The sequence below is a fragment of the Neisseria sp. Marseille-Q2251 genome, assembly GCF_940793045.1.
GTDB lineage: Bacteria > Pseudomonadota > Gammaproteobacteria > Burkholderiales > Neisseriaceae > Neisseria.
In genome coordinates this window covers 1-16,404 of the sequence record NZ_CALNWV010000051.1, presented here as the reverse complement: position 1 = coordinate 16,404, position 16,404 = coordinate 1, and the positions used below count along the sequence as shown (strand labels likewise).

The 16,404-nt window shown below is 53.3% G+C and carries 16 protein-coding genes, 1 tRNA gene and 1 pseudogene; 14 read left to right on the top strand and 4 right to left on the bottom strand.

The window, feature by feature from the left end; translation table 11 throughout:
• Window positions 1-276 precede the first annotated feature (276 nt).
• From AAG834_RS12425 to AAG834_RS12415, 3 genes are all read right to left on the bottom strand, one after another.
• Complete coding sequence (locus AAG834_RS12425; RefSeq protein WP_049231433.1) at window positions 277-603, bottom strand: rhodanese-like domain-containing protein; 327 nt, start codon at window positions 601-603, stop codon at window positions 277-279.
• Between the two features lie 99 nt (window positions 604-702).
• The gene (locus AAG834_RS12420) at window positions 703-1,359 is read right to left on the bottom strand and encodes a protein-L-isoaspartate O-methyltransferase family protein (protein ID WP_342032309.1); all 657 of its coding nucleotides are present in this window, start codon (window positions 1,357-1,359) and stop codon (window positions 703-705) included.
• A 101-nt stretch (window positions 1,360-1,460) separates the two neighbouring features.
• On the bottom strand, window positions 1,461-1,964 hold the full coding sequence (locus AAG834_RS12415) for a GAF domain-containing protein (RefSeq protein ID WP_342032308.1): 504 nt from the start codon (window positions 1,962-1,964) through the stop codon (window positions 1,461-1,463).
• A gap of 183 nt (window positions 1,965-2,147) precedes the next feature.
• On the opposite strand from AAG834_RS12415, the gene tpiA reads away from it, so the two are divergent.
• From tpiA to AAG834_RS12395, 4 genes are all read left to right on the top strand, one after another.
• On the top strand, window positions 2,148-2,921 hold the full coding sequence (gene tpiA, locus AAG834_RS12410; protein WP_101809926.1) for a triose-phosphate isomerase: 774 nt from the start codon (window positions 2,148-2,150) through the stop codon (window positions 2,919-2,921).
• A 7-nt stretch (window positions 2,922-2,928) separates the two neighbouring features.
• Entirely contained in the window at window positions 2,929-3,291 is a 363-nt protein-coding gene (secG, locus tag AAG834_RS12405) for a preprotein translocase subunit SecG (RefSeq protein ID WP_019270391.1), read from the top strand.
• 13 nt (window positions 3,292-3,304) lie between these two features.
• Window positions 3,305-3,390: transfer RNA gene (locus AAG834_RS12400), tRNA-Leu, on the top strand.
• A gap of 550 nt (window positions 3,391-3,940) precedes the next feature.
• A complete protein-coding gene (locus tag AAG834_RS12395; RefSeq protein WP_342032307.1) occupies window positions 3,941-4,504 on the top strand; it encodes a hypothetical protein in 564 nt (187 codons plus the stop codon).
• Window positions 4,505-4,699: 195 nt separating this feature from the next.
• Here the strand turns inward: AAG834_RS12395 and AAG834_RS12390 are convergent, their stop codons facing one another.
• Window positions 4,700-5,089, bottom strand: coding sequence for a hypothetical protein (locus AAG834_RS12390; RefSeq protein ID WP_342032306.1), 390 nt, complete (start codon window positions 5,087-5,089; stop codon window positions 4,700-4,702).
• A gap of 390 nt (window positions 5,090-5,479) precedes the next feature.
• Between AAG834_RS12390 and AAG834_RS12385 the strand changes: the two genes are divergently transcribed.
• From AAG834_RS12385 to AAG834_RS12335, 10 genes and pseudogenes are all read left to right on the top strand, one after another.
• Window positions 5,480-6,379, top strand: a complete 900-nt coding sequence (locus AAG834_RS12385; RefSeq protein ID WP_342032305.1) for a YoaK family protein — start codon at window positions 5,480-5,482, stop codon at window positions 6,377-6,379.
• A 302-nt stretch (window positions 6,380-6,681) separates the two neighbouring features.
• The gene (locus AAG834_RS12380) at window positions 6,682-7,362 is read left to right on the top strand and encodes an OmpA family protein (RefSeq protein WP_342032310.1); all 681 of its coding nucleotides are present in this window, start codon (window positions 6,682-6,684) and stop codon (window positions 7,360-7,362) included.
• A 367-nt stretch (window positions 7,363-7,729) separates the two neighbouring features.
• Complete coding sequence (locus AAG834_RS12375) at window positions 7,730-9,934, top strand: TonB-dependent hemoglobin/transferrin/lactoferrin family receptor (protein WP_342032304.1); 2,205 nt, start codon at window positions 7,730-7,732, stop codon at window positions 9,932-9,934.
• Between the two features lie 226 nt (window positions 9,935-10,160).
• Window positions 10,161-11,981: a heme anaerobic degradation radical SAM methyltransferase ChuW/HutW gene (gene hutW / locus AAG834_RS12370; RefSeq protein ID WP_342032303.1), complete on the top strand. Its 1,821-nt coding sequence runs from the start codon at window positions 10,161-10,163 to the stop codon at window positions 11,979-11,981.
• 380 nt (window positions 11,982-12,361) lie between these two features.
• On the top strand, window positions 12,362-12,604 hold the full coding sequence (locus tag AAG834_RS12365; RefSeq protein WP_342032302.1) for a hypothetical protein: 243 nt from the start codon (window positions 12,362-12,364) through the stop codon (window positions 12,602-12,604).
• A gap of 245 nt (window positions 12,605-12,849) precedes the next feature.
• Complete coding sequence (locus tag AAG834_RS12360) at window positions 12,850-13,470, top strand: NAD(P)H-binding protein (protein ID WP_342032301.1); 621 nt, start codon at window positions 12,850-12,852, stop codon at window positions 13,468-13,470.
• A gap of 186 nt (window positions 13,471-13,656) precedes the next feature.
• Window positions 13,657-14,094: a ribonuclease HI gene (rnhA, locus tag AAG834_RS12355; protein WP_009310956.1), complete on the top strand. Its 438-nt coding sequence runs from the start codon at window positions 13,657-13,659 to the stop codon at window positions 14,092-14,094.
• A gap of 426 nt (window positions 14,095-14,520) precedes the next feature.
• Window positions 14,521-14,919 carry an HIT family protein gene (locus tag AAG834_RS12345; protein WP_342032300.1) on the top strand — a complete coding sequence of 133 codons (399 nt, stop codon included), beginning with the start codon at window positions 14,521-14,523 and terminating at the stop codon, window positions 14,917-14,919.
• A 55-nt stretch (window positions 14,920-14,974) separates the two neighbouring features.
• A complete protein-coding gene (locus tag AAG834_RS12340) occupies window positions 14,975-16,168 on the top strand; it encodes an LD-carboxypeptidase (protein ID WP_342032299.1) in 1,194 nt (397 codons plus the stop codon).
• Between the two features lie 92 nt (window positions 16,169-16,260).
• A pseudogene (locus tag AAG834_RS12335) lies at window positions 16,261-16,404 on the top strand (IS5/IS1182 family transposase); the annotation flags it as partial.

Genomic DNA, 16,404 nt, shown 5'->3' with positions numbered 1-16,404 from the left:
GAAGCGGTCGATGTGTTTGGCAATCATGGCTTGGGCGGTTTGCTGGAAGAAGGTGCTCATGAGAAATCCCCTAAATGTCTTGGTGGGAATTTAGGGGATTTTGGGGAATTTTGCAAAGGTCTCGACCCCTTTGTGCAAAAGGTCGTCTGAAAGCAATGGAAACAAAAATCCTGAAACCGACAAACGGATTTCAGGATTTTTTATTTGGGCAACTTGCACACGAAAAAAGCAGTACGCCAAACCGTACCGCCCTTCTCTATTTTGAAATTGGAAATTTCAATATCTCGCCATCGCCCCATCCACCTGCAAAGCCCAAGCGTCAATCCCGCCTTGCAGGTTAAACAGATTTTCAAAACCCGCATCTGCCAGATACATCGCCGTATGCAGGCTGCGGATGCCGTGGTGGCAGTACACGACAATCGGCAAGTCGTCATCGGGCAGCTCGTTTTGGCGCAGCGGAATCAGGTTCATCGGGATATGGATGGCGTCAGGCAGGGCGCAGACGGCGGTTTCCTCGTCGGTGCGCACGTCCAGCAGATGGAACGCGCGACCTTCTTGCTGCCATTGTTGCAGTTGCAGCGGGGTGAGTTGTGGAATCGTCATGATGTTGTGTGTGTGAAATGATGGAAACGATGAAAGGTCGTCTGAAAACGTTTAGCCATGTCCGGCTGGTTTTCAGACGACCTTTGAGTTCAGAAAAGATTAAAAATCGAAATCGCCGAAAGGACGGTTTTCTTTATCGTCCAAATGCGCAACCAGCGTGTCGAACAGGACTTTTTCTTCAAATTGGTCGCCCTTGCGCGTAATCAGCAGCGCGCGCTGTACCGGTTGGCGACCGACGATGACTGCCATGCGACCGCAGTCTTTCAGCTGTTCTTTCAATACTTCAGGCACGCGGTCCACCGCGCCGCCGACGTAAACCGCATCAAACGGCGCGCCCGTAGAAGGCTCGGTCAGCCCGTTGTTTTGCACATAATCGATATTGTTCAAAGCCAAACTATCCAACACTGCTTTGGCGCGGTTTTGCTGCTCGGCATCGAGGTCGTCTGAAACCACTTTGCCCGCCAGTTTCGCCAAGAGCGCGGTCGCATAGCCCGAACCCGTGCCGATTTCCAAAACCGTATCGGTTTTGGTCAGCTTCAAACCCTGCGCCAACCGCGCCACAACTTTCGGCTCGAGCATCTTATGACCATTGGCAAGCGGCAGCTCCATATCGGCATACGCCAAGCCCTGCAAAGACTCGTTCACGAAACGCTCGCGCGGAATCTCCTCCAAAGCGTCCAAAACGTCAAAATCCAATACATCCCACGGACGGATTTGCTGCTCGACCATGTTGAACCGCGCTTTTTCAAAATCCATTTTGTGCTCCGTTAAATAATTGTTTTAGCAATGGCAGACATTATAAAACTACACTCCCGCCGCGCCAACTTCAGCGCGCGCCGCCCGCCTGTTTTTCAGTCTCAAGCCGCCTGACGCGAAGCCTTAAACCGTTTCGCCAAAATCTTCGCCAGTTCGCCCAAATACAAAGCATCCGTTTCATCAAACTGCGCCAAATGCTCGCTGTCCACGTCCAACACGCCGATACAGCGGTCGTCTGAAAACAGCGGAACCACAATTTCCGAACGCGACAAAGACGAACAGGCAATATGGTCGGGATGCGCGTTCACATCCTCGACGACCATCGTCTCGCCCTTCGCCCAAGCCTGACCGCACACCCCGCGCCCGAACGGAATCCGCGTACACGCCAAAGGCCCCTGAAACGGCGACAAAACCAATTCGTCCGTACGCGTATCGACCAAATAAAAACCCACCCAAAACCAGCCGAACGCCTCCTTCAAAACCGCCGCCGTGTTCGCCAAATTCGCCACCCAATCCGTCTCGTCCGCCACCACAGACTCAATCTGCGGCAACACCTCCCGATAAAGCGCGGCCTTGTCCGAAGCCGAAAAATGAAGCGCGTGCATAGCCAGGTCCTATATATGTGTATATCAAGCAGTTATTATAAAACAGGTCGTCTGAAACAGCATTTCAGACGACCCCGGTCATCCCGTTTCAAGTTGCTAACCCGTCGCATATCCACTAAACTTCACGTTACATCGCGCTACACGCAGCGTACAGCCAAAGAAACACAACACGGAGCAAAAAAGATGTATCACCAAATCGGAATGTGGGATCAAAAATGGGTCATCGGCAACTGGAAAATGAACGGCCGACTCCAAAACAACAACGCACTCATGCACCGCTTCCGCATCATGCCCACCGCCGAACGCGTCCTCATCGGCCTCGCCGCCCCGACCGTTTACCTGTTGCAACTGCACAACGCCATGCAGATTGTCCTCAACAACCGCATCCTCACCTGCGCCCAAGACGTCAGCCGTTTCCCCAACAACGGTGCCTATACAGGCGAAGTTTCCGCAGAAATGCTCGCCGACATCGGCACAGACATCGTCCTCATCGGACACTCCGAACGAAGCCTCTATTTCGGCGAGAAAAACGAAATCCAACGCCGCAAAATGGAAAACGTCCTCAACGTAGGTCTGATTCCCCTATTGTGCGTCGGCGAAAGCCTTGAGGAGCGCGAAGCCGGCAAAGAACACGAAGTCATTGCCCACCAACTCTCCGTATTGCAAGGACTGGACACCAAAAACATCGCCGTCGCCTACGAGCCGGTATGGGCAATCGGCACCGGCAAAGTCGCCACCGTAGAACAAATTGCCGACATGCACGCATTCATCTACAAAGAAATCTTGTCTTTGTGCGGAAGCGATGTTAAAATCCGCGTTCTTTACGGCGGAAGTGTGAAAGCAGACAATGCAGCCGACATCTTCGCAGTACCTCATGTAGACGGCGCATTGGTTGGCGGCGCGTCATTATCATATGACTCATTTACCGCCATCATCAACGCAGCACAAGCCTCGTAGAAAACATATGGAAGCCTTTAAAACCCTTATCTGGATTATTAATATTATTTCCGCTTTGTCAGTGGTTGTGTTAGTATTGCTGCAACACGGCAAAGGCGCGGACGCAGGCGCGACCTTCGGGTCGGGCAGCGGAAGCGCGCAGGGCGTATTCGGTTCCGCAGGTAACGCAAACTTCCTGAGCCGCGCAACCGCCATCGCAGCGACTTTCTTCTTCGCAACCTGCATGGCAATGGTTTATATCCATACCCACACAAACAAACACGGCTTGGACTTCAGCAACGTACAACAAACCAAGCAGGCACCTAAGCCCGCCGCTCCTGCTGAAAACCAACCCGCACCTGCTGCACCCGCTCCTCAGCAGCAGAAATAAAAGTTTTTCAAATGCCGACATGGTGAAATTGGTAGACACGCTATCTTGAGGGGGTAGTGGCCGTAGGCTGTGCGAGTTCAAATCTCGCTGTCGGCACCAACACAAAAAACCGCTTAGACTTCTAAGCGGTTTTTTTCTGTCTAAAATATTGATGGATAAGGTTTGATGAATCAATTGTTGATGAATAAAGTATTTATGACTAAGGTTTGGTAATAAAGCATTGAGCATTACGTTTTAAATCAGACAAGGCAACGAAGTCGCAGGCAGTACAGACGACCTGTCACTTTAGCCACCCAAAGAATCTCTCCTTTTACACTGAAGAAAAGTAATGCTGTTTTGGTCGAAACTTAACGCACCATAGCCCCAATTTAAAGCTCATTCGCCACCTCACCACCCTACTTTGCCGCGCAAAATCTTAATCCTCCCTATCGTCAAAATCGGCATTTTGCCTACCCGTGATATATCTTTACTTAATTTCAAGTAGCTTTGCGTAAATCAAATCCACTGTTTTCAAAAGAACAAATGTCACTTTATTGATAATGAGTATCGTATTTTCATATATGGACGAGACAAGCCTTCTTTTCTCTGTTAAGGTAGGGCTTTCTGTCAGCCTATGCTGACCCCGATAGACTAAATCCGGAGTAAATTGATGAAATCCAATCTGAAATTAATCGTTCCCGCCGTTCTTATCGCTACCGCGCTGTCTGCATGCGGCAGCTCCGGCTCTAAATCTAAACCGGAAACTGCTCCGACTCCTACTGCGCAACAATCTGCTCCCGCACCTGAAACGCCTAAAACCATGGAAGTCAATAATATTGAACGCACCAAGGAAGTGGCTTACAAATGCGGACCAAACGGTACTGATCCTTTGAATGTCATGTACGGTTTCCAAGGTGATGAGCCTGTGATCGCACAAGTGAAATACCAAGGTCAACTGACTCCGGGTCTTGCCCGCATCGTCGGCACCGGCAATGATGTCAATGGCTTCTGGGGTGAAGGCGTGGCATGGATTGCCAACCGCGCCAACTACGCCAACATCGACAAAGTGGACGGCAATATGCTGACTATCCGCCAACAAACTGTCGTCAACGGTCAAAACCAAGTCGTGGACAACATCATCACCAAGTCCTGCGTATTGGACCAAACCGCTACGGCCCAATTGAACAAAGCACCTACCAAACCTGCTAAGGGCAAAGGCAAAGCGAAGAAATAAAGACGTTGTATAAAGCGAAAGGTCGTCTGAAAACTTGCAATCGGGTTTTCAGACGACCTTTTTGCATCATCGGCTGTCTTTCTGCATGATTCGGTAAACGGACACTGCAACACCACAAACAACCCGCCTTAGCGCCGGCTCTCTACGATTGCCCCACTCTATCGGCTCAAGGCTGCACACATATCAAACCGTTTTTTACCACCAGTAATACGGTCGGTAAAACGGGAATCCCCACTCGTCGTAATAGCGGTAATAGCGTGCTTCGCGCAGCTGTTGTTGGGAAATATAATTTTGCCATGCCATCTTATAGCAGGCTTGGAACATGGGGTCGGACACTTTGTCGATGTATTTTAAACGGAAGGCTTTTTGTTCTGCACTGGGCGCGCCGACTTGTTCCGCCTGCTCGAACTGTTTGCGCATGAGTTTGGCGGTCTCCGGATCGCATTCGGCTGCCAGACTGACTTGAAGATTCTGTTCATAACGTCTTTGCGCTTGTTCGCGTGCGGCTTTTTGTTCGGGCGTAGTGGCACAGGCGGCCAGGGTTGCCACGATGCACAACATCAGGGAGGCTCGAATGGGAGACATGATTTTTCCTTTTTATATCAAGGGATAGGGATAATGTACGCCTTTTGCGACAAATTGTGAAGCCTGTCGTGCCGTCCATATTCGACTGACAAAAACGACAAAGCGCAGATAAAACCTGCCATAAAACCTGACAGGAGGTCGTCTGAAAAAAAGGAAAAGACGTTTTCAGACGACCCCGTATCTCGCCCTACCCTCTTTTATCATTTTGCAACGATTGTGTTGCGTTCATGTTCAACGTTGATGTTCACAAAATGAAAGACTGATTTGAATCAGCCCCGCAGCAGCCGTTTTAGTAATTTCGCCATATTCATTGAAGAAGCCCTTAGCGATACAATATCGCTCCATATCCAATCGAATCGAGGTCGTCTGAAAAATTGAAAAGGGATTGATATGACGGCAAATCATCACGAAGAAACACCAAGCGGGCAACAGCAGCCAACCAGCCGCCACAAGCGTCGGCACGAGCGCCTGCATGCGCCGCCGTTTTGGCAGGCGGACAGGCCGTATCTGCACGAACACCATATTTCCGATGTGCGCTTCCGCAGGCTGGGCTATATCATGGCGATGTTGGCGGGTGCGATTAATGCGGGCGGTTTCTTTGCGTTTGCACGCTACACGTCACACGTTACCGGCTCGATGTCGCTGCTGGCGGACGCTGTTTATCTGCGCGAATGGATAACGGCGGCAGTGGCTTTAATCAGCGTGTTGTGTTTCGTGGTCGGTGCGGCGCATTCGGGCTGGGTGGTTTTGTGGACGCAACAGAAGCGGTTTCGCGGCAGCTTTGGGTTTTCCATGTGGCTGGAAGCGGTTTATCTGCTGATATTCGGCTTGTTCGGACTGACGACTTCACAATGGAACATTGGAAGCGGGAATATGGTTTTCCCGTCTTTAGCGTTGTTTTTATTGTGTTTCATCATGGGGATGCACAATACGGTGATGACGCTTTTATCCGGCGGCGCCATCCGTTCGACGCATATGACCGGCACGGCGACCGACTTGGGCATCGAGCTTTCGCGCGCGCTGTATTACTCGAAAAAACATCATCCGCGCCTGCCGCATGTGCATGTCAATAAGCCGAAGATGTGGCTGTTGAACGGTTTGATGTGGGCATTTCTACTGGGCGGTATCGTGGGTGCTTGGGGCTACCACAAAATCGGACACCATTTCGCGCTGCCGGTATCGGCAATCTTGTTCATCTTGGGCGCGGGTTCTGTGGGCTATGATGTGAAAGTGCGCGTGAAATTTGCGCTGGCGGGATGGTATCGGCGGCATCGTGCGAAACAGCGTTAAGGAAAGCGGCATCGCAGTAAATCCGTATGCCGACATAGTCAAATTATCAGTTTTCAGTGAACCAAACCGCTTTTCTTTTACCCAATCAAATAGACAGTCCTGCGTGATGACAATCCCTTCAAATCTTTTGTTTTGAATGAAAAACACCTTAATCAAGGCTGCCGCGTCGCGTTATCCCTGAAACGCGCGGGCAATTTTGGATGAACGGAGATTGGATTAAGGATAATATGAATCATGGCGGGAGCCATCTCTTCTTCCAACTGATTTTCAGACGACCCCTGCGTCGTCGAAAGGACATCTTAATGAAACTCTTTAAATCCCTGACCGTTGCCGCGTTGGCAATCCCTTTGGCACTGACCGGCTGCGTAACCGACCCTGTAAGCGGACAACGCAACACTAGCAAAACCGCCATGTACGGCTTGGGCGGCGCGGCAGTGTGCGGCATCGTCGGCGCATTGACCCACGGCGGCAAAGGCGCGCGCAATTCCGCGTTGGCGTGTGGCGCGATTGGTGCGGGCGTCGGCGGCTACATGGACTATCAAGAGAAAAAACTGCGTGAGAACCTGAAAAACACCAACATCGAAGTAGAACGCCAAGGCAACCAAATCAAGCTGGTCATGCCTGAAAACGTTACCTTCGCTACAGGCAGCGCGGCATTGAGCGATCAGGCGCGAAACGCTTTGGCGACCGCCTCCGAAACGCTGGTGCAATACCCCGACACGACTTTGACGATTAACGGCCATACCGACAACACCGGCAACGATGCCATCAACGAGCCGCTGTCCCGCAACCGCGCGCTTGCCGTTGCCGACTACCTGCAATCGCGCGGCGTGAACGGCTCGCGCCTGACCACCGCCGGATACGGCTCACGCCATCCTATCGCGTCTAACGCCACTGCCGAAGGCCGCGCCCAAAACCGCCGCGTCGAGATTTTGATCAATCCCGACCAAAATGCCATCAAAGCGGCGCAACAGCAAATGTAAGCTATCCGTCTCAGGATAAAGCTTAAAGGTCGTCTGAAATCCGATTTGGGAGCCAGTTCACTTTCAGACGACCTTTTTTCATAGCCACATCATATGGACAAAGCATACGCCCTACTGCCCTTTCCTCGCAAACAGAAACTCACCCAAACGATTCCGCTCATAAACTTTTATCGAAAATTCAGTGTTATTCAAAAACGTTTTCCGCCTTCTTGTACATGATGGAAGCCGGATATTTTTTATTTCCATCCCCTCTTACCACACCACCGCCCGCCTTATCCCATTCCCGATATTCGCCATAAAACTTGCGCATTCCTCAAAATTACAATATAAATAGAAACGATTATTATTTGATTTACAGGTACGCTTTATGAAACAAAAAGCCGTCGTTTGTACTTTAAGCGCATTGTTTTCCCAACATTATTTGTATGCAGCGGATGTTCAGCCTGCCCAGCAAGTAGAGCTGGCGCCCGTGTTGGTTACCGCCGACCGCAACGCGCAAACGCTGGACAAAGCTGCGCCGAATGTGTCGGTTATCGGGCGCAAGACCTTAAACCAAGCGTCGGCGCAGAATTTGGACGACATCGTTTTGTACGAACCCGGCGTCAGCGTGCCGTCTGATAACAACCGTCGCGGTCATGCGGGCATCAATATCCGCGGCATAGACGGCAACCGCATCCTGATGATGGTGGACGGCGTACGCATTCCCGAGTCCTACGCAGGCGGCGGCTCCAACGGCGCGATTTCGGGACGCGATATGGTCGAAAGCGACACGCTCAAGCAGGTTGATATTGTCAAAGGTCCTTATTCCGCGCTCTACGGCAGCGATGCGCTTGGCGGCGTGGTGAACATGGTCACGCTCTCGCCGCGTGATTTTGTCGATGCGAGCAAACGCGGTCATTTAGGTTTGAAACACGGCTACCGCAGCCGCGACCGCAGCCACGGCGTAACGGCGACAGCCGCCGGTTTCCATGAAAACGCCGAAGGCCTGCTGATGCTGACGCGCCGCCAAGGACACGAAACGGAAAACATGGGCGGCGACAAAAGCTACTCGACTTCGCGCACCGCCACCAACCCGCAGAAAAACAATGCCTACAATATTTTGGCGAAAGGCAGTATCGGCAACGAACACCACCGTTTTGAAACCTTGTACGAACAGTATTACCACGCCAACGACACCGTGTTGGCAAACGGCTTGGGTTCACAATCGCGCGGGCCGGTAACGGTGGCGACTTCGGAAAGCAACGCCCGCGACCGCATCCGCCGCCAACGCATTGAAGCGAGCTACCGCTACACCGGCGAGGGTCGTCTGAAAGAAGCGAACCTGACCGCCTATCAGCAAAAACTGCGCACGGAAGACGATGCCGTCGATGTCAGCATTACCCGCATGGGCGTGCGCCAACTGGGCAACTCGACCCGCTATTCCGATTACGGTTTCGAGCAGGTGATACGCGGCTTGACCGGACGCGGCGTGTGGGAATTTGACGGCGTGGTCAAACAAACCGTCGTTGCCGGAGCCGAATACAAACACACCGAAACCGCCCGTCCGCGCGACAGCCTGACCGTGGACAACCTGACCGGCGCCGTCAGCAAAGTCTATGCGGGCAGCACCTATCCGAACAAAACCTTTCCCGACAGCAAACGCAAAACCGTCAGCCTGTACGCGCAAGACAGCCTGACTTTCGGCAACGGCATCGTCCTGACCCCGGCCCTGCGTTATGAAAAAGACAGGTTGACCACCGAAACCGACCAAGCCTATCTCAACGCCAATCCCGACGGCACGGCAACCCGCTTCAACGATTCCGCGCTCACGCCCAGCCTGCGTCTGAGCGTTCCGATGGGCGAGCATTTCACCGGTTTCGCCACTTATTCACAAGGCTTCCGCACGCCGCCGTTTGACAGCGCGACCATGGCGTTTGCCAACACAACCTACGGCTATGCCGTCATCCCGAATGCGAATCTCAAATCCGAACGCTCCAACAGCTTCGAATTGGGCATGAAGTTCAAAAACGAACGCGCCCGCGCGCAAGTTACCGCGTTCTACAACCGTTACCGAAACTTCATCGACCGCACCGAAGTCGGGACCGCCTCCATAGGCGGCCGCCCGATTATCCAGTACCAATATCAAAATCTGGATAGGGTCAAAACCTACGGTGCCGAAGCCTCCGCCGCCTACAAATTCCTGCCGGGCTGGCAAGTCTCCGGCAGCATCGCGTGGATGCGCGGCAAGCAGCAAGACGGCACGCCGCTGGATTCCGCCTACCCGCTCAACGGCGTTTTGGGCGTGGACTACGCGCAAGAAAAATGGGGCGTCGATACCAAACTGCGCTGGTCGAAAAAACACAGCCGCGTCAGCAGCGACAGCGTTTTCCAAACGCCGGGATACGGCGTATGGGATGTCGGCGCGTGGTACAAGCCGTCTAAAAACGTCGAAATCGGCGCGAACATTTACAACATCGGCAACAAAAAATACTGGCAACACGCAGACGTCGCCGGCATGAGCCGCTCAAGCGTGATGGATTTGTACACCGAAACCGGCCGCAATTTCGCCGCCCGCGTGCAGCTTAAGTTTTAGTGTTCCCAAAGAGGTCGTCTGAAAACAAGCCATGAGTTGAATGCTTCATCACTAAGGCTAAAGATTTTTCAGACGACCTCAAGCCATCCCGCACAATACCGAACTCAAAAATTAGTCAATTACCGATACTTTTCATTTTCTGTTTCCCCTCACTATCGCCCCTTGACACTACCTATCGCTAGTGATTTAATTTTCAAATCTGATTAATAATCATTTTTAATCAACTATGGAACAGCAGATTGTTTGGACACCGCGCCAATCCGCGCCCAAAGCCTTTCCCGAACGGCAGGCGTTGATGCCGATATGGGGCGGCATACCGATTCCTCGTCCGCAATGGCAAAATATTTGGCGGCAGAAGCTCCCCCATGCCGCCGATTCCGACGCGCTCGCCTATCTGCACATTCCCTTCTGCGCCAACCACTGCGTGTTCTGCGGCTTCTACCGCAACGCATGGAAAGAGAGTTACAGCAGCGTTTACACCGACAAAATCATCGAAGAAATGGCGGCAGAAGCCGAAATCCGCCAAGGCAACGGCAAAATCCGCGCTGTCTATTTCGGCGGCGGCACACCCACCGCGCTGCAAACCCAAGACCTCGCCAGACTCATCCGCGCCTGTTACCAATACCTGCCGATTGCCGACGACTGCGAGTTCACCATCGAAGGCCGCATGAGCCATTTCGACATCGAAAAAGCCCAAGCCTGCGTCGAAGCGGGTGCCAACCGCATTTCCATCGGCGTGCAAACTTTCGACACCGCCATCCGCCGCCGCCTCGGCCGCAAACACGGCGGCGACGAAGCCTTTGCCTATCTGGAAAAACTGTGTGAAATCAACGCCGTCATCGTTGTCGATTTGATGTTCGGCCTGCCCAACCAAACCGATGCCGTCTGGCAAAACGACCTCGAACGCGCCACCGCCCTGCCTTTGTCCGGACTCGACACCTACGCCTTCAACCTCTATCCCATGCTGCCCATCAACCGCATGGTGGAGAAAGGCGCATTTCCCGCCCCGCCGGGTTTCGACGTTCAGGCCGACCAATACGCCTACGCCGTCGAAACACTGGCGCAAAAAGGCTGGAACCAAGTCAGCAACAGCCATTTCGCCTATCCCGGCCGCGGCGAACGCAACCGCTACAACACGCTGGTCAAATCCAATATCCCCTGCTGGGCGTTCGGCTCCGGCGCAGGCGGCAACTTCGGCGGCTTCAGCTATCAGGTGCAGGGCGATTTGGACAGCTACCTCGCCACCCCGAAAGGCGAAAAAAACATTGCTTTCATGAGCGGCCACAGTCCGAACAAAACCCTGCTCGGACAAGTGCAGCACGACATGGAAACAGGTCGTCTGAATCCCTCGCTGTTTGACGGCAACGCCGCCGCGCAGAAACTGATTGCCCAATGGCAGGCAATGCAACTCTTTGAAGAACAAGGTTCAGACGGCCTCATCCGCCTGAACACCAGCGGCCGCTACTGGTCGCCCACCCTCATCCGCAAACTCATGCTCACCCTCCCGACCCAAGAAAAGGATCAAACCATGCAAAAACTTTCATCCGAACAACAAATCATGTTGCGCCAATCATTGGAAAAAAATCCCGGCCAAGTGCTCGAAATGCTCGCCGCGCAAAACCAATGCAGCTTTGAAGATGTCATCCGCTGCCTGCCCGAAAGCTGCATCCGCCAAACCGAAGGCAGCCGCATCGTCGAAATCCTCCAAGTCGTCGCCGCTTGGGACGAAGCCGTCACCTTCATCGCCCACACCCCCGACGCCATCGTCGAAGTAACCGGTAAACTGCCCGGCGGCAAAGTCGGCCGCGGCTTCTACAACTTCGACCACCCCGAAACCGACGGCGGCGTACACGGTCATATCTATTACGAAAACTGCGCCGCCATCTACCTTTTAGAACGCCCGTTTATGGGCAAAGACACCTGCTCGCTCAACTTCATCAACCGCAACGGCGACGCCATGTTCAAAATCTTCGTCGGCCGCGACGAAGCAGGCGAACTCAAACAACACCAAATCGAAGCCATGAGAAAACTGTTCGAGGCAGCTTAAACAGGTTTCAGACGACCTCTGCCTGAAAACCGATAGAAATTGCCGCATTCCTGCACAAACGAAATCATCTTCCGGCATCGTAAATATCCGATGAAATTCGACAGGTTGCCTGCAAGATTGGCGTTTGCCACAAAGTAAGCTCGCGCTTACCGCCCTCTCCCTAGCCCTCTCCCGCGGGGAGAGGGAATTGAGGATACTGAGATTCAACCATTTTGTGCTTCTCTACCACTTGAAGTTTACCCGTCAACCCATCCCCTCTCCCCGTGGGAGAGGGCTAGGGAGAGGGCAAAGCCCGCATTACGACAGTTGTTATAAAACCTACTTTACCCGTTTTCAGACGACCGCAGCTCTGTCACGAAAGAAAACCAAAAAGAAGTAGCGTGAGCTTTGCCCACGACCACATGGCTTCAAACACAACAAGGTCGTCTGAAAGTGCAAACATCAATGAAGTTAAAACGAATGCAGCGAGTTTTGTTGAAACCCAAATACAGATTTCAGACGACCTTTGGGTTAAAGTCGCGGACAAAGCACGCACCACAACTGAAATCCACCCATTTTTGGCATTCTCTGTCGCTTGGATTCTCCCTGCCAACCCATCCCCTCTCCCCGTGGGAGAGGGTTAGGGAGAGGGCAAAACCCACGTTACGGCAGTTGTTATAAAACTTGCTTTACCCGTTTTCAGACGACCTCCACTCTGCCGCAAAAGAAAACCAAAAAGAAGTAGCGTGGGCCATGCCCACGACCACACAACATTCAAATGCAAATAAGGTCGTCTGAAAAATCAAAAATCCTTACCCCACACAACTCTTCCACAACAAAGTGGACAAATTATTGAACCCCTTACCATCCGACACACAAAGGAGTCCCCATGCAACTCATCTTCGGCGCCAACGGCCCGTCCGGCCGCGCATTCATCCGCACGCTCACCCACTCCGCCGACACCGTCGCCGTATTAAGAAAGCCGCCTGAAGACTCGTTCTTCAGCGAACACCACATTCAGACGACCGTGGCCGACGCGCTCGATGCCGATGCGCTCGACAAAGTGTTCGCACAATACCGCCCCGACAGCGTCATCAGTTTCGTCGGCGGCAAAAACGAACAAGGCATACGCAGCGACGCACTGGGCAACATCAACATCATCGCCGCCGCCCAGGCCGCCAACCCGCAAGCCCGTTTCATCCTGATTACCAGCATGGGCTGCGGCGAACAATGGGACATGATGAGCGAACCCTTCAAACAAGCCCTCGGCGAAGCCGTCCGTGCCAAAACCGAAGCCGAAATCTACCTCAAACAAAGCAGCCTGAACTGGACCATCCTCCGCCCCTGCGGCTTGGACAACAGCGAAGACAGCCGCCACATCCTGACCGACCACCCCGACGGCATCCCTAAAAACTACATGAGCCGAAACGGACTCGCCGCCGCCGTCGCCGCTGTCCTGCAATACCCCGAAAGCATCGGCAAGGTTTACACCGTCGGCGCAGGCAGTTAACACCGCACACTTAATCAAACAGGTCGTCTTGAAACCGTTTCAGACGACCTGTTTTCTATTGCCGACAAGCGTAACGCCAATCAGTGCGGCATCCATTCATCCGCTTAACCAACCATTCCCAAACCCCGCTTTCAGACGACCTCCTGCCTTGTGTTATGATAATGGCTCTTCACACAAAGGTATTTTATGGACAAACCCGTCTATCTCTACACCGACGGCGCATGCAAAGGCAATCCCGGCGCCGGCGGCTGGGGCGTGTTCATGCGTTACGGCGCACATGAAAAAGAACTGTTCGGCGGCGAAGCGGAAACCACCAACAATCGCATGGAGCTGACCGCCGTCATCGAAGGGCTGAAATCCCTAAAACGCCGCTGCCAAGTCATCATCTGCACCGACTCGCAATACGTTAAAAACGGCATGGAAAGCTGGATTCACGGCTGGAAAAAAAACGGCTGGAAAACCGCCGCCAAAAAACCGGTGAAAAACGATGATTTATGGAAAGAACTCGACAGCCTGGTTCAACAACACGAAGTCCGCTGGACTTGGGTAAAAGGCCATGCCGGACACCCTGAAAACGAAAAAGCCGACGAGCTCGCCAACCGAGGCGCAGCAAAATTTTTATAACACTTAACCCATGACGATACTCAAACATCTCAAACCATGCTTTTGGATTGCCATCATTGCATCGATTTGTGTGACGCCAATAGCACTGATGTTCGCCTATTCGCCCTTTCATGATGTCAATGATTTTTTTCGCTTTGGCTTGTGTGATCACGTTAAGAGTGCCGAAGAGTGTGCCGACTTAATCACGCCCTCCTATTTATAGTGGATTAACTTTAAACCAGTACGGCGTTGCCTCGCCTTGCCGTATTATTTGTACTGTCTGCGGCTTCGTCGCCTTGTCCTGATTTAAATTTAATCCACTATATTTTGGTGAACCCTACCTGAATGGTGGTTTTACGCATTCATACCGCTGACTGCCATTTATCTCGTTCTAAAAATCCTGATTGAAATCATCCGATTCCTATTTAGACTCAGAAAGAAACCCCCATGACCTGCCCCATCTGCACTGCCGACAACGAAGATATTTTGCTACGAACCCCAAACCTGCGCGTCATCGCCGTCCACAACGAAGCCGCAGCCCCGGCATTCTGCCGCGTCATCTGGAACGACCACATCGCCGAGATGACCGACCTTTCAGCCGCCGAACGTGCCGAAATCATGGAAATGGTGTATAAAGTCGAAGCCGCCATGCGCCAAGTATTCCGTCCCGCCAAAATCAACCTTGCCAGCCTGGGCAACGTCGTCCCCCATCTGCATTGGCACGTCATCGCCCGCTTTGAAAACGATGCCAACTTTCCCGCCCCGATTTGGGCAGCCCCCGTCCGCGAACACGGCATGACCCTGCCGGACAACTGGACGGAACAAGTCAAAGCCCTGCTGGCGTAATGTTCAGACGACCCCTGCCGAAAAGGTCGTCTGAAACCCAACCAAAGGAAACCATATGACCTGGAAAACCTCCCGCCGCCATTTCCTCCGCGCCTGCTCCGCCGCAGCCGGAGCCGGACTGCTGCAAGCCTGCGGCACCGGCACTACCGTTACCCCATCTACTCAAACCGGCAACACAGCGAAAGCCCAACCCGTGCAGCCCAAAACCAGCCATCCCCCACGCTCCGGCGACAACCTCCTCCGCGTCGTCGCCCCTTCCGGCTTTGCCGAAGACCCCAACCGCGTCAACGCGGGCTTGACCCGCCTCTATAACGCAGGTTTTACCGTGACCAACCAACAAGCAGGCAGCCGACGCTATCAACGCTTCGCCGGCTCCGACGCCCAACGTGCCGCCGACTTCCAAGAGGTCGCCACCGGCCGCGTTGAAACCCCCAAAGTCCTCATGGGCTTGCGCGGCGGCTACGGCGCGGCACGCATCCTGCCCCAAATCGACTTCGCCTCACTCGGCGCCAGAATGCGCGAACGCGGCACTTTATTCTTCGGCTTCAGCGACGTTTGCGCCGTCCAACTCGCCCTGCTCGCCAAAGGCAATATGGCAAGTTTCGCCGGACCTATGGTTTACAGCGAATTCGGCAAACCCGAACCCAGCGTCTACACCATGGATTCGTTCATCCGCGGCACCACCAACAACGTCAACGTCATCGACGTTCCCGCCATCCAACGCGCCAACGTCAACGTCGAAGGTACCTTATGGGGCGGCAACCTCAGCGTCCTAGCCTCCCTCGCAGGCTCGCCCTATATGCCCGACATCCAAGGCGGCATCCTGTTCGTCGAAGACGTCAGCGAACAACCCTACCGCATCGAACGCATGTTGAACACGCTTTATCTTGCAGGCATCCTGCAAAAACAACGCGCCATCATCTTCGGCGACTTCCGCATGGGCACCATCCGCGACGTGTACGACTCAAGCTACGACTTCTCCGCCGTCGTCAACCACGTCTCACGCACCGCCAAAGTCCCCGTCCTGACAGGCTTCCCCTTCGGACACATTACCAATAAGAGCACCTTCCCCTTGGGTGCACATGCCAAAATCCACAGTACAGCCAACGGCGGCTACACCGTAACCTTCAGCGGCTACCCTACCCTGAACCCTGCCGCCCTAACCCTCAACAACCTGCTGCCCCCGCCTATGCCGACGTTCAACGGCTCTACCTACCGCAGCACGACAACCGAAGAAGTCATCGAATAAACAAACTTTCGATTCAAAAAAGGTCGTCTGAGACCTTTGCAAAATTCCCCAAAATCCCCTAAATTCCCATCAAGACATTTAGGGGATTTCTCATGAGCACCTTCTTCCGGCAAACCGCACAAGCCATGATTGCCAAACACATCGACCGCTTCCCACTATTGAAGTTGGATCAGGTGATTGATTGGCAGCCGATCGAACAGTACCTGAATCGTCAAAGAACCCGTTACCTCCGAGAC

What these genes read in the sequence shown, in the direction of transcription:
- AAG834_RS12425 (WP_049231433.1), bottom strand. Translation starts at nt 603, where the DNA reads ATGACGATTCCACAACTCACCCCGCTGCAACTGCAACAATGGCAGCAA.
- AAG834_RS12420 (WP_342032309.1), bottom strand. Translation starts at nt 1,359, where the DNA reads ATGGATTTTGAAAAAGCGCGGTTCAACATGGTCGAGCAGCAAATCCGT.
- AAG834_RS12415 (WP_342032308.1), bottom strand. Translation starts at nt 1,964, where the DNA reads ATGCACGCGCTTCATTTTTCGGCTTCGGACAAGGCCGCGCTTTATCGG.
- tpiA (WP_101809926.1), top strand. Translation starts at nt 2,148, where the DNA reads ATGTATCACCAAATCGGAATGTGGGATCAAAAATGGGTCATCGGCAAC.
- secG (WP_019270391.1), top strand. Translation starts at nt 2,929, where the DNA reads ATGGAAGCCTTTAAAACCCTTATCTGGATTATTAATATTATTTCCGCT.
- AAG834_RS12395 (WP_342032307.1), top strand. Translation starts at nt 3,941, where the DNA reads ATGAAATCCAATCTGAAATTAATCGTTCCCGCCGTTCTTATCGCTACC.
- AAG834_RS12390 (WP_342032306.1), bottom strand. Translation starts at nt 5,089, where the DNA reads ATGTCTCCCATTCGAGCCTCCCTGATGTTGTGCATCGTGGCAACCCTG.
- AAG834_RS12385 (WP_342032305.1), top strand. Translation starts at nt 5,480, where the DNA reads ATGACGGCAAATCATCACGAAGAAACACCAAGCGGGCAACAGCAGCCA.
- AAG834_RS12380 (WP_342032310.1), top strand. Translation starts at nt 6,682, where the DNA reads ATGAAACTCTTTAAATCCCTGACCGTTGCCGCGTTGGCAATCCCTTTG.
- AAG834_RS12375 (WP_342032304.1), top strand. Translation starts at nt 7,730, where the DNA reads ATGAAACAAAAAGCCGTCGTTTGTACTTTAAGCGCATTGTTTTCCCAA.
- hutW (WP_342032303.1), top strand. Translation starts at nt 10,161, where the DNA reads ATGGAACAGCAGATTGTTTGGACACCGCGCCAATCCGCGCCCAAAGCC.
- AAG834_RS12360 (WP_342032301.1), top strand. Translation starts at nt 12,850, where the DNA reads ATGCAACTCATCTTCGGCGCCAACGGCCCGTCCGGCCGCGCATTCATC.
- rnhA (WP_009310956.1), top strand. Translation starts at nt 13,657, where the DNA reads ATGGACAAACCCGTCTATCTCTACACCGACGGCGCATGCAAAGGCAAT.
- AAG834_RS12345 (WP_342032300.1), top strand. Translation starts at nt 14,521, where the DNA reads ATGACCTGCCCCATCTGCACTGCCGACAACGAAGATATTTTGCTACGA.
- AAG834_RS12340 (WP_342032299.1), top strand. Translation starts at nt 14,975, where the DNA reads ATGACCTGGAAAACCTCCCGCCGCCATTTCCTCCGCGCCTGCTCCGCC.